Annotated in this window: 18 protein-coding genes; 11 read left to right on the plus strand and 7 right to left on the minus strand. The window is 42.7% G+C overall.

From position 1 onward, the window contains the following. Positions 1-2: 2 nt before the first annotated feature. Entirely contained in the window at positions 3-782 is a 780-nt protein-coding gene (gene bcsQ / locus R7P35_RS12685; protein ID WP_005382068.1) for a cellulose biosynthesis protein BcsQ, read from the minus strand. Further along, positions 779-976 carry a hypothetical protein gene (locus tag R7P35_RS12690; RefSeq protein WP_021034149.1) on the minus strand — a complete coding sequence of 66 codons (198 nt, stop codon included), beginning with the start codon at positions 974-976 and terminating at the stop codon, positions 779-781. Before R7P35_RS12690 ends, bcsQ begins: the two co-directional genes overlap by 4 nt. A 470-nt stretch (positions 977-1,446) precedes the next feature. Here R7P35_RS12690 and bcsE point away from each other — a divergent pair, with 470 nt between their 5' ends. The 6 genes from bcsE (at position 1,447) to R7P35_RS12720 (ending at position 7,164) form a co-directional block, all read left to right on the plus strand. Then, on the plus strand, positions 1,447-3,030 hold the full coding sequence (gene bcsE, locus R7P35_RS12695; RefSeq protein WP_053303303.1) for a cellulose biosynthesis protein BcsE: 1,584 nt from the start codon (positions 1,447-1,449) through the stop codon (positions 3,028-3,030). Further along, positions 3,027-3,203, plus strand: a complete 177-nt coding sequence (locus R7P35_RS12700) for a hypothetical protein (RefSeq protein ID WP_017819966.1) — start codon at positions 3,027-3,029, stop codon at positions 3,201-3,203. The genes bcsE and R7P35_RS12700 overlap by 4 nt, the downstream gene beginning before the upstream one ends. Then, a complete protein-coding gene (gene bcsG, locus R7P35_RS12705; RefSeq protein WP_025767002.1) occupies positions 3,203-4,828 on the plus strand; it encodes a cellulose biosynthesis protein BcsG in 1,626 nt (541 codons plus the stop codon). Before R7P35_RS12700 ends, bcsG begins: the two co-directional genes overlap by 1 nt. A gap of 153 nt (positions 4,829-4,981) precedes the next feature. Further along, positions 4,982-5,899, plus strand: coding sequence for an SPFH domain-containing protein (locus tag R7P35_RS12710; RefSeq protein WP_005382060.1), 918 nt, complete (start codon positions 4,982-4,984; stop codon positions 5,897-5,899). Positions 5,900-5,902: 3 nt separating this feature from the next. Further along, entirely contained in the window at positions 5,903-6,364 is a 462-nt protein-coding gene (locus tag R7P35_RS12715; RefSeq protein WP_017634826.1) for an NfeD family protein, read from the plus strand. Between the two features lie 617 nt (positions 6,365-6,981). Further along, positions 6,982-7,164 (plus strand): hypothetical protein, encoded by a 183-nt coding sequence (locus R7P35_RS12720; RefSeq protein ID WP_021707681.1) that lies wholly within the window; start codon positions 6,982-6,984, stop codon positions 7,162-7,164. Positions 7,165-7,204: 40 nt separating this feature from the next. On the opposite strand, the gene R7P35_RS12725 is transcribed toward R7P35_RS12720, so the two are convergent. From R7P35_RS12725 to zipA, 3 genes are all read right to left on the minus strand, one after another. Beyond that, the gene (locus R7P35_RS12725; RefSeq protein ID WP_005382055.1) at positions 7,205-8,614 is read right to left on the minus strand and encodes a hypothetical protein; all 1,410 of its coding nucleotides are present in this window, start codon (positions 8,612-8,614) and stop codon (positions 7,205-7,207) included. A 510-nt stretch (positions 8,615-9,124) separates the two neighbouring features. After that, the gene (gene ligA, locus R7P35_RS12730; RefSeq protein ID WP_017819968.1) at positions 9,125-11,137 is read right to left on the minus strand and encodes an NAD-dependent DNA ligase LigA; all 2,013 of its coding nucleotides are present in this window, start codon (positions 11,135-11,137) and stop codon (positions 9,125-9,127) included. Positions 11,138-11,227: 90 nt separating this feature from the next. Beyond that, positions 11,228-12,184 (minus strand): cell division protein ZipA, encoded by a 957-nt coding sequence (gene zipA, locus R7P35_RS12735; protein ID WP_017819969.1) that lies wholly within the window; start codon positions 12,182-12,184, stop codon positions 11,228-11,230. Positions 12,185-12,435: 251 nt separating this feature from the next. Here zipA and cysZ point away from each other — a divergent pair, with 251 nt between their 5' ends. From cysZ to crr, 5 genes are all read left to right on the plus strand, one after another. Further along, complete coding sequence (gene cysZ, locus R7P35_RS12740) at positions 12,436-13,179, plus strand: sulfate transporter CysZ (protein WP_025767003.1); 744 nt, start codon at positions 12,436-12,438, stop codon at positions 13,177-13,179. Between the two features lie 164 nt (positions 13,180-13,343). Further along, entirely contained in the window at positions 13,344-14,312 is a 969-nt protein-coding gene (cysK, locus tag R7P35_RS12745) for a cysteine synthase A (protein ID WP_005382045.1), read from the plus strand. 300 nt (positions 14,313-14,612) lie between these two features. Continuing rightward, positions 14,613-14,870 (plus strand): HPr family phosphocarrier protein, encoded by a 258-nt coding sequence (locus R7P35_RS12750; RefSeq protein WP_005382043.1) that lies wholly within the window; start codon positions 14,613-14,615, stop codon positions 14,868-14,870. Between the two features lie 140 nt (positions 14,871-15,010). Next, positions 15,011-16,735: a phosphoenolpyruvate-protein phosphotransferase PtsI gene (gene ptsI, locus R7P35_RS12755; protein ID WP_005389298.1), complete on the plus strand. Its 1,725-nt coding sequence runs from the start codon at positions 15,011-15,013 to the stop codon at positions 16,733-16,735. 121 nt (positions 16,736-16,856) lie between these two features. Next, the gene (gene crr / locus R7P35_RS12760; RefSeq protein WP_005382041.1) at positions 16,857-17,366 is read left to right on the plus strand and encodes a PTS glucose transporter subunit IIA; all 510 of its coding nucleotides are present in this window, start codon (positions 16,857-16,859) and stop codon (positions 17,364-17,366) included. A 94-nt stretch (positions 17,367-17,460) separates the two neighbouring features. Here crr and R7P35_RS12765 read toward each other — a convergent pair whose 3' ends face one another. Further along, the gene (locus R7P35_RS12765) at positions 17,461-18,585 is read right to left on the minus strand and encodes a flagellin (protein WP_025767004.1); all 1,125 of its coding nucleotides are present in this window, start codon (positions 18,583-18,585) and stop codon (positions 17,461-17,463) included. A 116-nt stretch (positions 18,586-18,701) separates the two neighbouring features. Beyond that, the coding region (locus tag R7P35_RS12770; protein WP_031855108.1) for a flagellin at positions 18,702-18,896 on the minus strand (195 nt) is incomplete at its 5' end.

Raw genomic sequence — 18,896 nt, forward strand, 5'->3', positions numbered from 1 at the left:
AATTAGCTTTGGTCCTGAGCGCTTGATAACGCTGATACACACCAAAAAGCAAAAGACTGAAAATCTTTTGCGGCTTGGCTCGATGGCGAATAGTGTTGAACGGTCGTCAGGTTTGCCACACATTCAAGCAATGCCGTATCTCGATGAATCGAAACGGGAATCAAGGATTCGCTAAGTTCCTTTTTCAGCACCAACATGAAATCACGACCAATTTCGGTTTCTGGCTGATATTTATTCACCAAAAAACGTAATTTATCAGAGCGAAGCAATCTCGATAGCTCTTCATGTTGTAGCCAAGATTGAAGAGTGAGATAACTCAGGGCGTCTGCCGTTACCACCACCACAATCATATCCATTGAGTCGACAAAAGATCGCACTTCAGGATCAGTAAGCTCTGCTAAGTCGGCGTGAAAAAGCAGCCACTGCTCACCACGGTTTTCGCTCACTTGCAACGTCATTTCACCTAGCATTGATAGATAGTGAGAACGCTCATTAAAAAACGCTTTTAACTGCTCAGAATTCAGATGGCCAAACGGTAAAAAAAGTGCACCTTGTGGGCTTTCATAACCAGCCTGGGTCCAAGGCTTATCTAAAAGAAGTTGTTTCGCCCAGCCTCCTTGCTCTTCCCTCGGCAAGCCAAGATGAGCTTGCAGTAAACTATTAGGCACCACCTCAATGGCCAGTACCTGTTTATTTATCTTAACTAACGCTTGTGCCAAATTCGCAGCGACGGTCGTTGAGCCACAGCCGCCTTTTAAACTAACAAATAGAAGGCGCTTCATATCGCTTCCGTTTCTGAATTTTTCTGCGTATTACGTACCAAAGATAGAACATTACGAGCACCGTTGGCTTTGAAGACTTGCCACTTATTTTTAACTTGTACGTAAGACTCGTTTTCTGTTGTTTCAATATACGTGTATTGAGTTAAGTTATAAGAAGAGTAGATCGAATTAATATCTTTTGCAGACTCAGTCATAGAATTTTTCACAATGTAACGGAGCTTAAACTGAGATAACAGCAATCCCGCCACTATCATTTTCAGTATAAATTCCATTGTTAAAAAATTGACGCATCGACCTATGCGTCTCATATTTATAGAACGATGATGAATGTGAATAAGTTTATTTATAGCCCATATAAATAACAAAGGCCTAAATAATATTTAACTTCAGAAAAAAGGATTACAATAATGAATTGTTACCATCCATTTAATACACATAAGAAATTTAAATATTTTAAATGAGAATCATAGACTTAGAGACTATTGATTTTAAACTCATAAACATCATGTGAAGCACATGCTATAACTATTTTAATTTCTGATCAATTTCGTTTAATATCTTAGCGTCATTTTCTTGTCACTAAGAAAATCAAAATTGTAACGATTAGCATACAACGGATTGTGAGCTTCACAAAACACATTAAGTTATTGATTTAAGGCTCTTTATGTCATCACTCTCTGAATCATCTGCTATTAAAAACGAACGAGAGATAAACTCTGTTTATGTAAACTTATTTACTCATAAACAGATGCTTATTGATTATTTGTTCAGTACACTACCGGAAAATGACAACACTTCACTTACAAGCTTTACAGACAAAGAAACTTTTTTGTCCACATTGAATGATGAAGCCTTAATGAAATTCAATGACTTATCTAAAACCCACCTTGAACAGTGTTTTTTTCTTAGTCATAAATTCACAAAAAAAACACCCAAAGCTATAAATCTTGCTAAAGACATTCACCAAACGAACATAAAGAAGTTTTCTACATGTCTATTAGTTGTTCCAGACTCGCTACTATCATCAACTAATGATGATTTTATAAGTGTCTTTCTACAAAGCTTAAATGAGCTGGCAAATAATAAAAAAATCACTATTAGTGTTTGTATATATGGGCATCTGACGACTTCACTATTAAAGCCCATTCTTATTTCTCATAATAGACACATTGCAGGTTTGGCGACCATGACATCATTAGATGACGCTCGCTACTGCTATCTTGTGGATTTTTGGTCCAATAAACACGGTGTAATTACCCAACACGAATACATTCTCACTAAAACTAAAGATAAAACACTAAAAGCAACGTCTTACGAAACGCATCAATCTCATGTCATGCCAGAAGACAAATCGGATAGCGATAGAATCTATGTCAGCAGAAGAGCTTTCAGAGAAAGCGTGAAAGCCCCAAAAGGGATGCGTGTGGCAGAGAGCAATCAAGGACTCATAGCGATGCTAGACAACCCTCGCTCTTCAACTATTGTTTTCAGCTGTGATAACCAAAGCGAAGTTCAACAGATCGCGTTAGATTGCTACCGTTTAAGGTCCGCGTATGGCCGTCAGCTAAAGATTATTGTCAGGGAGACCCAACAATGTCTGAGATATGCAGATGAAAAGTTCTTACTTCGCTCGGGGGCAAACTTCATTTCTCACGCGCAAATCCCCCCAATGCGCTTTATGACTCAGGTTGAAGCAATTCAAGGCCAGATGCTTACACGCCCAATTCCTGACAGTTTAGAGGCGCTCTTAAAGTATGACCTTAAGTTTGGTAGCAAAGGCTACTTACAAAACCAGGACTTTAGCCAATACTGTATTGACGTCATTTCCCACTCAACACACTCAAATGTGAACTTTGCGCTTATCAAGCTGAACTTATTACCAGGTATGACGGCAGAGGAATGTTTACGTCTTTGCCATATTCGAAGAGATGGCGACGTTGTGACAGCCTGCAACAAAGCTCTATATGTCTTGTTCAGTGCTATTCGACATAGCGATATTGATATTGCACTCAACAATATATTTGAGTTCCCAGTGAGAGACTTATTTCATTCAACTCACACGTTTGATACTCAATTAGATATCGAAACAGAGTTAAAATTCATCGTTCAAGATGAAGCCGTCATATCCGACGACGTTTCAGCTCTGGCGACAGAGAGGAAAATATTCCATACCGCCACTAACTCCATTACTGATGTTCCTCCTTTGTTTGCTGTGAAAAAAACCATCGAGCTCAAGGAGCGTTCATGAATATTAACGATTTTTTACTGACCGTGATTATCAGCTCAGGTATTGGCCTACTCCTAGGATACTTTATCCGTGACCTAGTAAACGCTACCCGACGCTTTTACCACAAGCACTTAAAACGCTCGCGCTATTTTGAGCTAGATACATCAGCCACTAATACTAAGAAGCTTAAGTAATGATATCGCATTCTCATGACTCTACCCCCTCTACTATAGGATTGGGCTGGTGGAATATTTACTTTATCGCAAAAACAGCGCTCTATTTTCAAGGAATCATCGATTTCCATCCAATAGAAAACTTTGCGCTGTTGATCTTCATCCTGCTTCCTATCTCGATGAAAAGCCTAAATGCGGTACGTCATATCGTTGTATTTGTCGCCGCAGCGTGGCTCTTGCATTACGATTCTTACCTACCTCCTCTAGACCGTCTTTGGGCTCAAGCGGGACAGTTAATGCAGTTTGAATTGAGTTATCTGGTCGAGCTTTTGGGACGATTTTTATCATTCCAAGCAATACTCGGATTGCTCGCTTTGTGTGGTGCGTACTTTATTTTGAGCAAGTTCGTTAGAGTTTCAGTCTTTGTGGTTATTGCGATGGTCTATATAAGTATTCCTATGACGACTGAACCTCAGACAACAGTGGCTGCAGAAGTAGCTCAACAACAGCCGACAACCGAGGTTACTGCTAGCAAACAACCTCAAATAACGGAAATTAATGATGCCAGTTTCAACACGTTAACTGCAGATTTCTTTTCTAAAGAAGCTTCTCGACGTGTGGCATTCGATACCAACAGCGCAATGGATGCTCCTTTCGATTTGTTGTTCTTGAGTATTTGCTCGGTAGCGTGGGATGACATCGAAATTGCAGGACTGGCCGATCATCCTCTATTCAAAGAATTTGACATCATGTTCGACAACTTTAGCTCTGCAACGTCATACAGCGGGCCTGCGGTCATTCGTCTGTTACGAGCCAATTGTGGTCAACAGGAACACAGTCAACTGTTCCAGCCAGCACCATCAAAGCAGTGCTACTTGTTCGAAAGTTTGAAAGAGCTAGGCTTCACAGAAAATTTACTGATGAACCACAATGGTGTCTTTGATAGCTTCCTTGAATTGATCAAAAAAGACGGCGACTTACAAGCGGCTCTTATGTCTCAAGAAGACTTAACTCCTTACCAAAAATCTTTTGATGGCTCTTCGATCTTCCGCGATAAGCAAGTATTGGATAACTGGTGGCAGCAAAGACTTAACAGTAGTGACGACAAAGTCGTGGCACTCTACAACTCAATTTCACTACATGATGGCAACAGGATCATCAATGCGAATTCAAGCACATCTATTGCTAGCTACAAAATGCGCCTTAAGAATTTGCTTGATGATCTCCACGCGTTCTTTAAAACCTTAGAGTCCTCAAAACGCAACATCGTTGTCGCTTTGGTACCAGAACATGGTGGTGGAATGCGAGGAGACCGCATGCAAATTTCGGGTATGCGAGAAATTCCTGCACCGACAATCATTCATACACCGGTAGGAATTAAAATCTTCGGAGAAGGAATTCAGCGTCAGGGCGACACCGAACACGTAAGCGAGCCATCTAGCTATCTGGCATTGTCGCAGCTCGTTTCGAATATCCTGGATAAAAACATTTATCAAAGTAAGACGTTTAGCCCTTCAATATTGACAGAGAACCTACCAGAAACACGAGTTGTCGCGCAGAACTCAGGCTCTACTGTGATTGAAGTACAAGGGAAATATTATGTTTCTCTTGATGGTTCAAGTTGGATTGAATACCCCGCAAAATAGCGAGAGTAAAACCATGCAATGACAAAGGCCGGTGTTTCCGGCCTTTGTCATATAAAAAACCAATAACCTCTCAAAGGTCTCAGAACTTCAATTGTCTATTGTCTATAAATAGGTAAAAATGGATCGAATATTATGCACTTAAGGGAATAACTCATGCCAATTGATTCACTGATCACCATCGGTATTTTCGTCGTTCTTGCTGTCGTTATCTTATCTTCAGCCATTAAAACGGTTCCGCAAGGAAACAACTGGACAGTTGAACGCTTCGGACGCTACACCCACACATTAAAGCCGGGTTTAAACTTGATCATTCCATTCGTTGATAAAGTTGGTCAAAAAGTAAACATGATGGAGCGCGTTCTCGATATTCCTGCGCAAGAGGTCATTTCAAAAGATAACGCTAACGTGGTTATTGACGCTGTCGGATTTGTTCAAGTGATCGATGCTGCAAAAGCGGCTTATGAAGTCAACGACTTAGAACACGCTATTAGAAACTTGACCCTTACGAACATTCGTACCGTTTTAGGTTCAATGGAACTGGACGAAATGCTGAGCCAACGCGACATGATCAACTCTAAGCTGTTGGCGATTGTTGACCAAGCAACAAACCCTTGGGGCGTAAAAGTCACACGAATTGAGATTAAAGATGTCCAGCCACCAGCCGATCTGACCGCTGCAATGAATGCGCAAATGAAAGCCGAGCGTAATAAGCGTGCGGAAATTCTTGAAGCAGAAGGGGTTCGCCAAGCTGAGATATTAAAGGCCGAAGGTCATAAACAATCAGAGATATTAAAAGCTGAAGGCGAAAAGCAGTCTGCTATTCTCCATGCAGAAGCACGTGAGCGTGCCGCGCAAGCAGAAGCAAAAGCGACTTACATGGTTTCCGAAGCCATTGCAAAAGGTGACATGCAAGCCGTCAATTACTTCATTGCACAGGGTTATACCGAAGCGATCAAGAGCATTGGTCAAGCCGAAAATGGTAAAATCATTATGCTTCCATTAGAAGCAACCGGACTAATGGGCTCGGTTGCAGGGATAGCAGAAATGTTTAAACAGCAAGATAAAGAATAATTTATGGACTTTTTTAGTTTGTTGGAAGGTATCTCTTTCTGGCATTGGCTAGCGTTTGGCTTTGCTCTTTTAGCAGTTGAGCTACTTGGTACCGCAGGGTATTTTCTCTGGCTCGGGATGTCTGCACTTATCGTTGGAGCACTCATGACCGTTTTGCCAATGAGCTGGCAATTGCAATGGCTTTGCTTTGCAAGCTTCAGCTTAATCACCACCTGGCTTTGGTGGCGACGACAATGGTCTAAAGACAAGCAAGAAGACCAAGAAAGAGATCTGAACCAAAAGTACAAGCAGTTAATTGGGCGTACTCTTATCCTTGAAGAAGACTTTTCCGTCGGGCTCAATCGCATCAAGGTAGCCGATACCACATGGTCCGCACAATCGGATCAAGCACTTCCAGCCGGTACCCGCGTAAGAATCACCGATGTTGAAGGTATTATTTTAATCATTGAGCCTGATTCTAATTAATTTATGCCAAAGTAATGGGGCAAATCATGCTCCATTACTTTAATCTAAACAACTGCTTTCATTTCATTACCTTAATTAAAATCGAGAAAAAAATAAGTATTAGTAATATTATTAATACCCTACCTACCATTTCCTATTATTTAATTATTCAACACACGACAATCAATAAGATAGAAATATATCTAGGTAAATTATCGATCTAAATTTATTTTAAAAAATAAAACTTTATTGAATTATTTTTTGATCTTTTTATCCTCGGATACATACTTAACGCATAAGCATTTAAGTTGAGTGCTTTTTATTTGGTAAGTAAGAGGATGTACTATGAATAAGCTTCTCTTTCTAATGTTGTGCGGTATTTTTTCTTTTTCTTCCTTTGCCTACAACAACGGAAACGGCGGTACAACTAATTTGGGACCTATAGTCGAATGTAAGATGCCAAGTGGCGACGTTACGAATATTCCAAGTGAAATGTGTCGATTTAGAGGTGGGGAATGGGAATAGTAAAGAAGTAAGAGCTTAGTTTGATATAATAGCCCTATTCAACCTTGCCTTTCTGCGTAGTCACGGTTTATACAAGCACGTAGATATTTAAAGTTTATATTAAGGTGATTATTATGAGATTTTTATCTGGTCTATTAGTAATATCTTTTGCCATAATTCCGTTAACCACTCATGCTAATGGTGCATCCGGTGGTCGTACGTTAGGCCCAGAGATAAAGTGTGAGTTGCCAAACGGTAATGTACATATGTTGCCACCGTTATATTGCAAAATATACGACGGCCGAGAAGTGAAATAGAAAAGGAGCCTAGCGGCTCCTTTTATTATCTAATTAAGTATTAGTGGAAGCTGTAAGGGATAAGAACTTGTAGACGTAAGTCTGTTTCATCCGCATCGCCAGCACCTGCGTACTCATCACGTTCTAGGATTGTACCGTGTAAACGAATGGTAGAACCTTTAAGCGCGCCACTTTGTAGTGAGTAAGATACTGTTGCGTTAACTGCGTATTCGCTTTCGTAATCCCAGTCACCTGATGCTCCGCTTGCTGCAGAGTCAGCGCCAGTACCGTAACCAAAGCCTAGGTAGTAGTTCCAGCCGTTACCTTGGTTGTAAGATAGACGGTTGTACCATGCTAGCTCACCCGCTTTGTTCCAGTCAGACAGCGCGTCCCACCACTGAGACCAAGTACCATTGTTCATACCATATGTATGAATAGTACGAGGAACGAAGTCCGCACGGTTATCTGTGTCTGTGTAGCGCAACTCAGACATCCAAGCTAGCTTGCCGAAAGATTGATTCAAAGATAGACCAGTGTGGAAACCTAGACCATCGTATTTCACATCATCGTCAACACCGTAGAAATCAAATGCTAGAGTTGTACGGTCACTAACAGTGTACTTCAAGTAAGCCTTGTAAGAAGTGTTGTCAGTTTCGTTGTGGTAGCTAGTTACTTGACCTGCACCCCAGTCAACACCATTTGCATATTGAACGCCAGTAGCTTGACCCAAACCAAGTTGCATAAACAAGCTGTCAGTTAGGTTACCGTTTAGGCCCAGAGAGTGTAGGTAGCTCCATGAAGTGTCAGACCAAAGCGCTGGTGCGTAATCATCTTCGTGAAGCAGCCAAGGTGCTGTAAATTGGTCTGCGCCAAAGTAGCTTAGGTTGAAATCACCAAGTTTAGCGTTTAGTTCGAAACCACGGTAAGTACCAGGTACAAAGCTCCAAACGTTACCGATTGTACCGTTACCACCAGCCTGTAACATACCGAAACGAGCATTAAAGTTTTCGTTTGCTTTGAATTTCAGCGCTGCTTTGTAAACTTTAAGCTGCTGACCATCACCTGCACCCCAGTCTAGGTTGTTACAAGTTGAGATTTCGTTACATAGGTAGCCTTCGTTTGAATTGTAAAGACTATCGTTGTAAAGATCGCCAGAGTAGTAAGCCGCAACATCTGCGCCCACCCAACCATCGTGGTAGCCAGAAGTGAAGTCTAAAATTGCGTTGTAAGAAGAGTAGTTTAGACGACTCCAACGGTCACCATTTTCACCGCCGGGCTTACCTGTTGTACGAGTTCGTGAACGAGTATCAACTATGAATAATGCATTCAGACTTGAGTCTTGCATAAATTCGTTCACTTTCTCTACGTACTCGCCACCTGCTGCACTTTCAGTAGACGCTGTAGCTGGAGCGACAGCAACAACACCAAACATTGCTGCGGTTAACGCTGAAACCTTAAAAAATTTGTCCATGGAAAAACTCCTAAAAATGGATATAGCTGTATTTTTCTATCTCACCTTTAGTTGGCCGCCGAAGGAGAGAAGTAAATTCCTGATCAAACCTCATTATTTCTAATTTGGCTTTTTTTAGTTCCTGCATACACACCGTGTATCCACGTGATTAAGACTAACTTCGCAGCTAAAAACATCCAAATGGAACTTATTTTTTTTCTAAAAAAATATGAGCCACTCCAAAGTTCCATATAACTTATTGATCCAGATCTTATTTTTAACAACACCAACACAAATCAACAAAATATCATTTAAAATCAAACATTTAAATTTAGCCTGAAAGTATCAACTTGAAGTCACTCGCAGACTAAAAAAGCCAAAAAAACCAATAACCCAAGGTTCGATCTTGATCACTGAAAAGAACAAAGGCATCAATTACTCAATAAAAAAACACTTAATTATGGACAAGAAAAAGCCCCGCATGCTTACCATACGGGGCTTTTAGTTATTTTTTAGCTTTTTTGAGAAGACTTAATTCATCAATTCGAGTAAGTCTTGTTCTGTTTTAATTTCGATACCCAGTTCTTGTGCCTTTGCGAGCTTCGAACCTGCATTTTCACCAGCAAACAAAATATCGGTTTTCTTAGAAACACTACCCGTCACTTTAGCCCCCAGTGCTTGGAGGGCTTCTTTGGCTTCTGTACGCCCCAGTTGAGAAAGTGTTCCCGTTAATACTACTGTTTTACCTTCTAATGGTAATTCCCCCACCTGCTCAGTAGTATTAATCTCTGGCCAATGAATTCCTTGTTCAAGCAAATCTTTAACCACCGCTTGGTTCTGTTCTTCACTAAAGAAAGTCGTAATATGTTGAGCAACCACAGCACCGATGTCTTGCACTTCAATCAACTGCTCTTCGGTAGCATTTTGGATCGCTCCCAACGTTTTAAAGTGCATTGCTAAGTTTGCTGCGGTTGCCTCGCCAACTTCACGGATCCCCAGTGAATACAAAAACCGAGGTAAAGTTGTTTCTTTGGATTTTTCTAACGCATTCACAATATTCTGCGCAGACTTTGGCCCCATGCGATCTAGTACGGTTAAAATCCCCGCTGATAACTTAAATAAGTCAGCAGGAGTTTTCACCATCTCACGATCAACAAGCTGCTCGATCACTTTATCGCCTAAACCGTCAACGTCTAACGCTTTACGAGAAACAAAGTGTTTTAGCGCTTGTTTGCGTTGGGCTTGGCAAACTAAGCCCCCCATACAACGTGTTACCGCTTCTCCTTCGATCCGCTCAACATGCGAACCACAAACAGGACACTGAGTTGGGAAAACAATATCTCGAGCTGTTTCTGGTCGGCGCTCTTTGATGACAGAAACGACTTGCGGAATAACATCGCCAGCACGGCGGATCACAACGTGATCACCAATCTTGACTTGCAGACGTTCTATCTCATCTGCGTTATGAAGCGTCGCATTACTTACCGTTACCCCACCAACAAATACAGGCTCTAGTTTAGCAACAGGTGTAATCGCACCAGTGCGACCGACTTGGAACTCCACTTCATTCAGTGTCGTCATTTCTTCCTGAGCTGGAAATTTGTAGGCAATCGCCCAACGTGGAGCGCGAGCAACAAAACCCAGACGCTCTTGCACGGCAATATCGTCAATTTTAATAACGACACCATCGATCTCATAAGGGAGGGCATCACGACGCTGCAATATATCTTGGTAGTAAGCTTTTACATCCGCCAAGCTTTCAACTCGCTTAGTTTCCGGACACATTGGCAGTCCCCAAGATTTGATTTGCAAAAAGCGTTCGTAATGACTTGCTGCCAATTCTGCACCTTGCACCACGCCTACACTGTATGCATAGAAGCTAAGCGGACGAGAAGCCGTAATACGTGAATCCAATTGTCGTAAGCTACCTGCCGCAGCGTTACGTGGATTAACAAAGATTTTCTCGCCTTTCTTCCTTGCTAATTCATTGAGCTTTTCAAACCCAGCTTTCGGCATAAAGACTTCACCACGAACTTCAAGACGATTTGGCCAGTCATTACCTCTGAGTTTTAAAGGAATAGCTTTAATCGTACGCACATTCTCTGTGATGTTTTCACCCGTAGTACCATCGCCTCGAGTGGCCGCCTGAACTAAAACGCCATTCTCATATAACAAACTTACGGCGAGTCCATCCAATTTAGGCTCACAACAGTATTCTTTCACACTCTGGCTGCCCACGCGCTCTTGTGCGCGCTTGTGGAAACTATCGAGTTCACTATCATCAAACGCGTTATCAAGCGAAAGCATCGGTACTTCATGTGTCACTTGGCTAAACGCAGAGAGAGGTTGCCCACCGACACGTTGGCTTGGCGAGTCTACGGTTATTAAGTCAGGGTTCTCAGCTTCAATATCCAGTAACTCTCGCATTAAACGGTCGTACTCGGCATCAGGGATCTCTGGGTTATCTTCCACGTAGTAACGCACAGCGTGGTAATGCAACGACTCTTTTAGTTCTTCTAGTCGCTGAAGTACTGATTCAGACATAGTAAAGCCCCGTGTATTTTCAATCGGTGAGGTTGGGAAATCCAAGAAAAAGGGCTCCATCCGGAGCCCTATTATTATTTGCTGTTAAGATTATGCGTTAGCGGCATTAAACTCAACTATTTGACGTCGATAAGATGCTAAACGATCTGGCGTCATTAAGTTGCGCTGGTCATCAAGTACGTTACCACCTAAGTCATCAGCAATTTGCTGCGCAGTTCGGAGCATTAAGTTGAAGTTCTGTTCAGCCTCGCCATAACAAGGCAATGTCATGAAGAATGAAATACCCTTCGTTGTAAACTCAGCAGGATCAGCATGTTCAAACGTACCAGGGTGCATCATATTAGCGACGCTAAACAGCACTTTGCCGTTACCGGACAAGTCGACATGACGATGGAAAATATCCATCTCGCCATAAATTAGACCGTTTTGTTGCATACTTTCAAATAAAGCAGTACCAACAAATGGCTCTTCACCAGCACAGTGCACATTCAATACAATCACTTGCATTTCAGGTTCTGGCTTTGGCTCTTCCTTAGGCTCTGCAACGACAGGCTCACTAACCGTTTCGACTTGCTGTTCTTTCTCCGTAATATCAAACGCGGCGGGAATAACTTCTTCTTCCACAGCAGGCTGGAATGGCTCTTCAGCTACTGTTGCTTGAACAACAGGCTCAACGTCCTCTTCTTTATCTTTTTCTGCAACAAATGAAGGGATGTCATCCGGCTCCTGCTGCGTCTGTTTGACTTCAGATGGACCACCGAATAACGGGTCAGATTCAAACTTGTTGTCGAAAGAACTCGCCATCCCAAAATCTGGTTCTTTGCGATCTTTGCGAATGATCTCAAAGTCATCTTCAGGAGCGGGAGCGAAGTCTCGTTCTTTCTCAACAAGATCATTTTTGTCTTCTTGGTCAACATCCAGCTTACCAAGTGGCTTGTTACCAAACTTTGCTTTGCCTTCTTTTTTACTGCTCCATAAACCATGAAACAGTAATGCCGCGATGGCTAATGCGCCAACAACAATGAGTACGAATCGCAATTCCTGCATTATTTACTCTCAATATACTTGTTTTTACTACTCGCAGTTCCTTGAGCAGCAACCCAAGTGCAATAAATCTGAATGATACGTTTACTTTACCAAAACTATATGTAGATTTAGAACAACTTAATGCAAGAAGTTCCGTTTTTTGTTGTGATTCTTGCCACGATTCCACTTAACAAGACGTCATTTGTCAGGGCTTTGAAAGAAAAGTCCTCACAGGTACAATGAGTTTTCATTTACACGAAGCCAAAATAGACATGAAGAAAAACAATCAGCAGAGAACCGGGTTCGGTTATTTTCTATACGGGATACAATTGGCACTAGCCCCTAAAATCAGGCGCTTTGTCATCTTACCTCTACTTGCAAATATCTTGCTTGTAGGTGGTGCCATCTTCTATCTATTTTCAAACCTTAATATATGGATAGAAGGCTGGATTGGGCAGCTGCCTGAGTTTTTATCCTGGTTAACTTACATTCTTTGGCCTTTACTCGCTCTAACGATACTCGCTACCTTCTCCTATTTTTTCAGCACGCTCGCGAACTTTATCGCCGCGCCATTCAATGGCCTCTTGGCTGAAAAAGTGGAAGAGTACTTAACGGGACAAAAAGTAAATGATGATGGTTTCACTGCCGTCCTGAAAGATGTTCCTCGCGTTTTAGCTCGTGAGTGGAGAAAGCTCCTTTACATTTTACCTAAAGCAATAGGCCTATTCCTGTTATTGCTCATCCCTGCCCTTGGACAAACAGTAGGCCCATTTTTATGGTTTATCTTTACCGCCTGGATGCTCGCGATTCAATATTGTGACTACCCGTTTGATAACCACAAAATCCCATTTAACGACATGCGTTACAAATTGAAACAAAAGCAAGGTAAGGCCTATGGCTTTGGGGTATTGGTGTCTGTATTTACGACGATCCCAATTTTGAACCTCATTGTCATGCCTGTAGCAATATGTGGTGCAACCGCTATGTGGGTCGCGGAGTTTAAGCACCAACGATAGTCGATTAGAGATTAAGGAAAGGGATCAGCGCCAGCTTTTCCCTTTTCTTTTATCAAGTTCTGGGCCAACCTAATAAGATATAACTTTTTAATCCTTTTCCCTTTTTTTCATACCGCATATTCTTCTATCCATATTCACACAACGTGTAATGAAGGAACATCACTATGAGCAAAATCTACGAAGATAACTCTCTTACTATTGGTAATACACCTCTCGTTCGTCTAAACAAAGTAAGTAAAGGCAAAGTTCTCGCGAAAATTGAAGCGCGTAACCCTAGCTTCAGTGTTAAGTGCCGTATCGGTGCAAACATGATTTGGGAAGCAGAGAAAGCGGGCCTTCTTAAGCCAGGTGTAGAGCTTGTAGAACCTACCAGTGGTAACACAGGTGTTGCTCTAGCATTCGTAGCGGCTGCTCGCGGTTACAAGCTAACATTGACCATGCCTGAATCAATGAGCCTAGAACGCCGTAAGCTACTAAAAGCACTAGGCGCGAACCTTGAGCTGACTGAAGCGGCGAAAGGCATGAAAGGGGCGATTGCTAAAGCAGAAGAAATCGTAGCAAGCAACCCTGAGAAGTACCTACTTCTTCAACAATTTGACAACCCAGCGAACCCAGAAATCCACGAAAAGACTACGGGCCCTGAGATTTGGGAAGCGACAGACGGTGAAATCGACGTATTCGTTGCTGGTGTTGGTACGGGCGGTACTATCACAGGTACAAGCCGTTACATCAAAGGTGAAAAAGGCAAAGCCATCACTTCTGTTGCAGTTGAGCCAGCAGAGTCTCCGGTTATTGCACAAGCACTTGCTGGCGAAGAAATCCAACCTGCCCCACACAAAATTCAAGGTATCGGTGCTGGTTTCATCCCTGGTAACCTCGATTTAGACATTATTGACCGTGTTGAGCAAGTTACCTCAGAAGAAGCGATTGAGATGGCTCGTCGCCTAATGGAAGAGGAAGGTATCCTAGCTGGTATCTCATCTGGCGCAGCGGTTGTTGCAGCGAACCGACTTGCGGAACTACCTGAATTTGAAGGAAAAACAATTGTAACTGTCTTGCCAAGTTCCGGTGAGCGTTACCTAAGTACAGCACTCTTTGCAGGTATCTTTACCGAAAAAGAGAACCAACAATAATATGTGTTCAAATCAATTTTTAGTTTAAAAAAGCCCCGTTTAGGGGCTTTTTTGTTGATCCCTGCCCTACCTTTGGTAATATCAGGGTGTTTTATTTCTAGCTTCAAAATAAAGAAGCAGAACACAAAAAGGTTTCAAAGTGATTACGCACGCAAACAGTTGCGTAGTTACCAAACTTTTGACTAGTATCAGAACTGACGCGCTTTGAACTCTTCCCGTGCTAGCGCACAAGATGTAAAGCAGTTAAGCTAAAATCTGGTCACAAACTAACAAAAAAATACATTTATTGGGGTATATCACATGTACGAGAAGCAAGTAGAAATCACAGCAGAAAACGGCCTTCACACTCGTCCAGCTGCACAGTTTGTTAAAGAAGCGAAAGCATTCGACGCAGACATCACTGTGACTTCTAACGGTAAAAGCGCTAGCGCTAAGAGCCTGTTCAAACTACAAACACTAGGCCTAGTAAAAGGTACTCAAGTTACTATTTCTGCTGAAGGCCCACAAGCTCAGCAAGCAGTTGACCACCTAGTTGCTCTAATGGACCAACTACACTAATCCGGTCTCCTACTCCAGAAGCCATTTTGTGAAAGCAAAATGGCTTCGTTGGAAATAGGCTCAAAACTAAGCTAAAACTATTCGTTAGCGCACCCATTATTCTCCCGTTTTATAAAGTTGACCAAACTTAAGGTAAGGCTATGATTTCAGGCATCCTAGCATCTCCTGGTATTGCAATCGGTAAAGCACTACTACTTCAAGAAGATGAAATTGTCCTAAACACAAACACTATTTCTGACGATCAAGTAGAAGCTGAAGTTCAGCGTTTCTTTGACGCTCGTAACAAATCTGCAGCTCAGCTAGAAACTATCAAGCAAAAAGCGCTTGAAACGTTTGGCGAAGAAAAAGAAGCGATCTTTGAAGGTCACATCATGCTTCTTGAAGACGAAGAGCTAGAAGAGGAAATCCTAGCACTTATCAAAAACGACAAGATGACTGCTGATCACGCTATCCACTCAGTGATCGAAGAGCAAGCATGTGCTCTTGAGTCTCTAGACGACGAATACTTAAAAGAGCGTGCAACTGACATCCGCGATATCGGTTCTCGTTTTGTTAAGAACGCACTAGGCATCAACATTGTTTCGCTTAGCGATATCAACGAAGAAGTAATTCTTGTTGCTTACGACCTAACGCCATCTGAAACTGCACAAATCAACCTAGACTACGTGCTTGGTTTTGCTTGTGATATCGGCGGTCGTACATCTCACACTTCAATCATGGCTCGCTCACTTGAGCTTCCAGCTATCGTTGGTACTAACGACATCACGAAGAAAGTTAAGAATGGCGACATGCTGATTCTTGACGCAATGAACAACAAGATTGTTGTTAACCCATCAGAAGCTGAGCTAGAAGAAGCGAAAGCGGTTAAAGCAGCATTCCTAGCTGAAAAAGAAGAGCTAGCGAAACTGAAAGACCTACACGCAGAAACGACTGACGGTCACCGTGTAGAAGTTTGCGGTAACATCGGTACAGTGAAAGACTGTGACGGTATCCTTCGTAACGGCGGTGAAGGTGTTGGTCTGTACCGTACTGAATTCCTATTTATGGACCGTACTGCGCTACCAACTGAAGAAGAACAGTACCAAGCGTACAAAGAAGTTGCGGAAGCAATGAACGGTCAAGCTGTGATCATCCGTACTATGGATATCGGCGGCGATAAAGATCTCCCATACATGGATCTTCCAAAAGAGATGAACCCATTCCTAGGCTGGCGCGCTGTACGTATCAGTCTAGATCGTCGTGAAATCCTTCGTGATCAGCTACGTGGCATCCTACGTGCTTCTGCACACGGCAAACTGCGTATCATGTTCCCAATGATCATCTCTGTCGAAGAAATCCGTGAGCTTAAGAAAGCGATCGAAGAGTACAAAGAAGAGCTACGCGCTGAAGGCCACGCGTTCGACGAAAACATCGAAATCGGTGTTATGGTTGAAACTCCTGCTGCTGCTGCGATCGCACACCACTTAGCGAAGGAAGTGTCTTTCTTCTCTATCGGTACAAACGACCTAACTCAGTACACGCTAGCGGTTGACCGTGGTAACGAGATGATTTCTCACCTATACAACCCACTATCACCTGCTGTACTTACTGTGATCAAGCAAGTTATCGACGCTTCTCACGCAGAAGGTAAATGGACTGGTATGTGTGGTGAACTTGCAGGTGACGAGCGTGCAACACTTCTACTTCTAGGTATGGGTCTGGACGAGTTCTCAATGAGCGGTATCTCTATCCCTAAAGTGAAGAAAGTAGTTCGTAACTCTAACTTCGCAGAAGTGAAAGCAATGGCTGAAGAAGCCCTTTCTCTACCGACAGCAGAAGAAATCGAAGCCGTGGTAGAAAAGTTTATTGCTGAGAAAGCTCAGTAATCGGTAGTACCAAGTAATTCAATACTTAATGGCCATTAGACGGCGAAAAAAGTCGTCTAATGAGCTATATTGGTATACTATAATTCGACAGAATAAAACCAAACCTTAGGAGCATGACACAATGGGTCTGTTTGACAAACTTAAGAAGCTTGTATCTGATGACAGCGCTGACGCTGGTGCTATCGAAATCATCGCGCCACTTTCTGGTGAGATTGTAAACATCGAAGACGTGCCAGATGTTGTTTTCGCTGAGAAAATCGTTGGTGACGGTATTGCTATCAAGCCAGCAGGCAACAAAATGGTAGCTCCTGTAAACGGTACTATCGGTAAGATCTTCGAAACTAACCACGCGTTCTCTATCGAGTCTGACGACGGTGTTGAGCTTTTCGTTCACTTCGGTATCGACACAGTTGAACTAAAAGGCGAAGGCTTCACGCGTATCGCTGAAGAAGGTCAAACTGTTAAAGCTGGCGACACTGTAATTGAATTCGATCTAGCTCTTCTAGAAGAGAAAGCGAAGTCAACGCTAACTCCAGTTGTTATCTCTAACATGGACGAAATCAAAGAGCTAAACAAGCTTTCTGGTTCTGTAACTGTTGGTGAAACTCCAGTTCTACGTGTAACTAAGTAATTTTTACTTAATCGAACACGAAAAAAACGCTGCCATTGGCAGCGTTTTTTATTATCTGACTTTTTTCTGAGCGATGTGCATCGCTGAAACACGTTCAACTGAGCAAGCCTAGTGCTGAGCTCGGCCTTTGCTTCGCTTGAGCGAGTAATGCAGTTGTCGCATCTTGGAGCACTTGAGAACGCACCATTTCCGTAGATTCTCTTGCGAAGTCTGTATCTCTTATTCGACTCTTGGATTCTGTAACACTCCGATTCACAGTATTTAAGTTATCCATCGAGCCGTTTACACGGTTCTGAAAGCTGCCAATTTCACTCCGGTGCGAATCAACATACTTAATTGCTGCATCAATCACCCCAATTGAAAGCTGCGCCTTACCTGCCGTCGACATATCGATGTCATCCATTGTGACTAATTGACCAGCGCTCACATCAAGCTCATCCGCTAAACTCCCATCGAGAACCACACCCTCTGGCGCCTTCATCGTAGAAGCGAAGAATTGCAGTTCGTTGTTTTCCGTTACTGAAGCATTCACTATCGATTGTTGAGCATTGATGTAAGTGGCGACCTGTTCTATACGGTCACCCAATTTGAGTCCAATGGATTCCGTTTGGGTTTGCCCTTTACTGTCTTGGTATTCGACTTTTAGGGTTTGGTTATCTTTAGTGACTCGCCAATCTTTATCGACCGCATCACCAACATAATGCTGCCCTCCCATCTCTGGGATATGGCTACGCATGTTACGTAACGTCAAAGAGATTGAATTAGCGTTCGCGCCAATATGGAAACTTTGTGAACCGTAAGATCCATCAAACAGGTTTTTATCCGCAAATGTTGTCGTGATCGCGACACGATCAAGCTCATCTTGCAGCGCTACGACCTCATATTGAATACTTTGCCGATCACTTGAGTCATAACTGCCGTTTGCTGCTTGAAGCCCCAGAGAGCGTAAGCGTTGCAATATGTCACTGCTTTCGTGCAATGCTCCCTCCGCTGTTTGAGCAACAGAAAAAGCGTCGTGCGCATTTCTTAAGGCGACATCAAGCCCTCTCGTTTGTACATGGAGAGTATTCGATATCTGTAAACCTGCCGCATCATCGCTCGCCGAGTTGATTCGAAACCCCGAAGTTAGGTTGCGTTGTGACTCAACATTTTGCGCAGTTGCTTGACTCAGGTGTCTCTGCGCCACCATCGCAGAAACATTGGAATTTAAAGAGATCATCTAATCGATATGAATGCCTTATCGAACATACTGTCAGGACACATCTGAATCGTTATAGCCAATAAGCAAAAAGCCAGGGATGAGCCTGGCTTTGGTTTCTTGCTTTGTTAAATTGATTAACCTAGCAGACTTAGCGCTGAGTTAGGCGCTTGTTTCGCTTGCGCTAGAATTGAGCTTGACGCTTGCGATAGAATTTGTGATTTGGTCATTGCCGTCGTTTCTTTCGCGAAATCTGTATCTTTGATACGGCTCTTCGACGCATTCACGTTCTCGTTAATGTTGTCCAAGTTGCTGATTGCGTGGTTGAAACG

Origin of the sequence: Vibrio sp. Vb0304 (genome assembly GCF_033338995.1) — a bacterium.
Classification (GTDB): Bacteria; Pseudomonadota; Gammaproteobacteria; order Enterobacterales; family Vibrionaceae; genus Vibrio; species Vibrio alginolyticus.

Bases quoted from the DNA above. Each gene is read 5' to 3' on its own strand.
- R7P35_RS12725 (WP_005382055.1), bottom strand. From the start codon at position 8,614: ATGGACAAATTTTTTAAGGTTTCAGCGTTAACCGCAGCAATGTTTGGT.
- cysZ (WP_025767003.1), top strand. From the start codon at position 12,436: ATGAAGAAAAACAATCAGCAGAGAACCGGGTTCGGTTATTTTCTATAC.
- R7P35_RS12765 (WP_025767004.1), bottom strand. From the start codon at position 18,585: ATGATCTCTTTAAATTCCAATGTTTCTGCGATGGTGGCGCAGAGACAC.
- bcsQ (WP_005382068.1), bottom strand. From the start codon at position 782: ATGAAGCGCCTTCTATTTGTTAGTTTAAAAGGCGGCTGTGGCTCAACG.
- cysK (WP_005382045.1), top strand. From the start codon at position 13,344: ATGAGCAAAATCTACGAAGATAACTCTCTTACTATTGGTAATACACCT.
- bcsE (WP_053303303.1), top strand. From the start codon at position 1,447: ATGTCATCACTCTCTGAATCATCTGCTATTAAAAACGAACGAGAGATA.
- ptsI (WP_005389298.1), top strand. From the start codon at position 15,011: ATGATTTCAGGCATCCTAGCATCTCCTGGTATTGCAATCGGTAAAGCA.
- zipA (WP_017819969.1), bottom strand. From the start codon at position 12,184: ATGCAGGAATTGCGATTCGTACTCATTGTTGTTGGCGCATTAGCCATC.
- R7P35_RS12715 (WP_017634826.1), top strand. From the start codon at position 5,903: ATGGACTTTTTTAGTTTGTTGGAAGGTATCTCTTTCTGGCATTGGCTA.
- R7P35_RS12720 (WP_021707681.1), top strand. From the start codon at position 6,982: ATGAGATTTTTATCTGGTCTATTAGTAATATCTTTTGCCATAATTCCG.
- bcsG (WP_025767002.1), top strand. From the start codon at position 3,203: ATGATATCGCATTCTCATGACTCTACCCCCTCTACTATAGGATTGGGC.
- R7P35_RS12700 (WP_017819966.1), top strand. From the start codon at position 3,027: ATGAATATTAACGATTTTTTACTGACCGTGATTATCAGCTCAGGTATT.
- R7P35_RS12710 (WP_005382060.1), top strand. From the start codon at position 4,982: ATGCCAATTGATTCACTGATCACCATCGGTATTTTCGTCGTTCTTGCT.
- R7P35_RS12750 (WP_005382043.1), top strand. From the start codon at position 14,613: ATGTACGAGAAGCAAGTAGAAATCACAGCAGAAAACGGCCTTCACACT.
- crr (WP_005382041.1), top strand. From the start codon at position 16,857: ATGGGTCTGTTTGACAAACTTAAGAAGCTTGTATCTGATGACAGCGCT.
- ligA (WP_017819968.1), bottom strand. From the start codon at position 11,137: ATGTCTGAATCAGTACTTCAGCGACTAGAAGAACTAAAAGAGTCGTTG.
- R7P35_RS12690 (WP_021034149.1), bottom strand. From the start codon at position 976: ATGACTGAGTCTGCAAAAGATATTAATTCGATCTACTCTTCTTATAAC.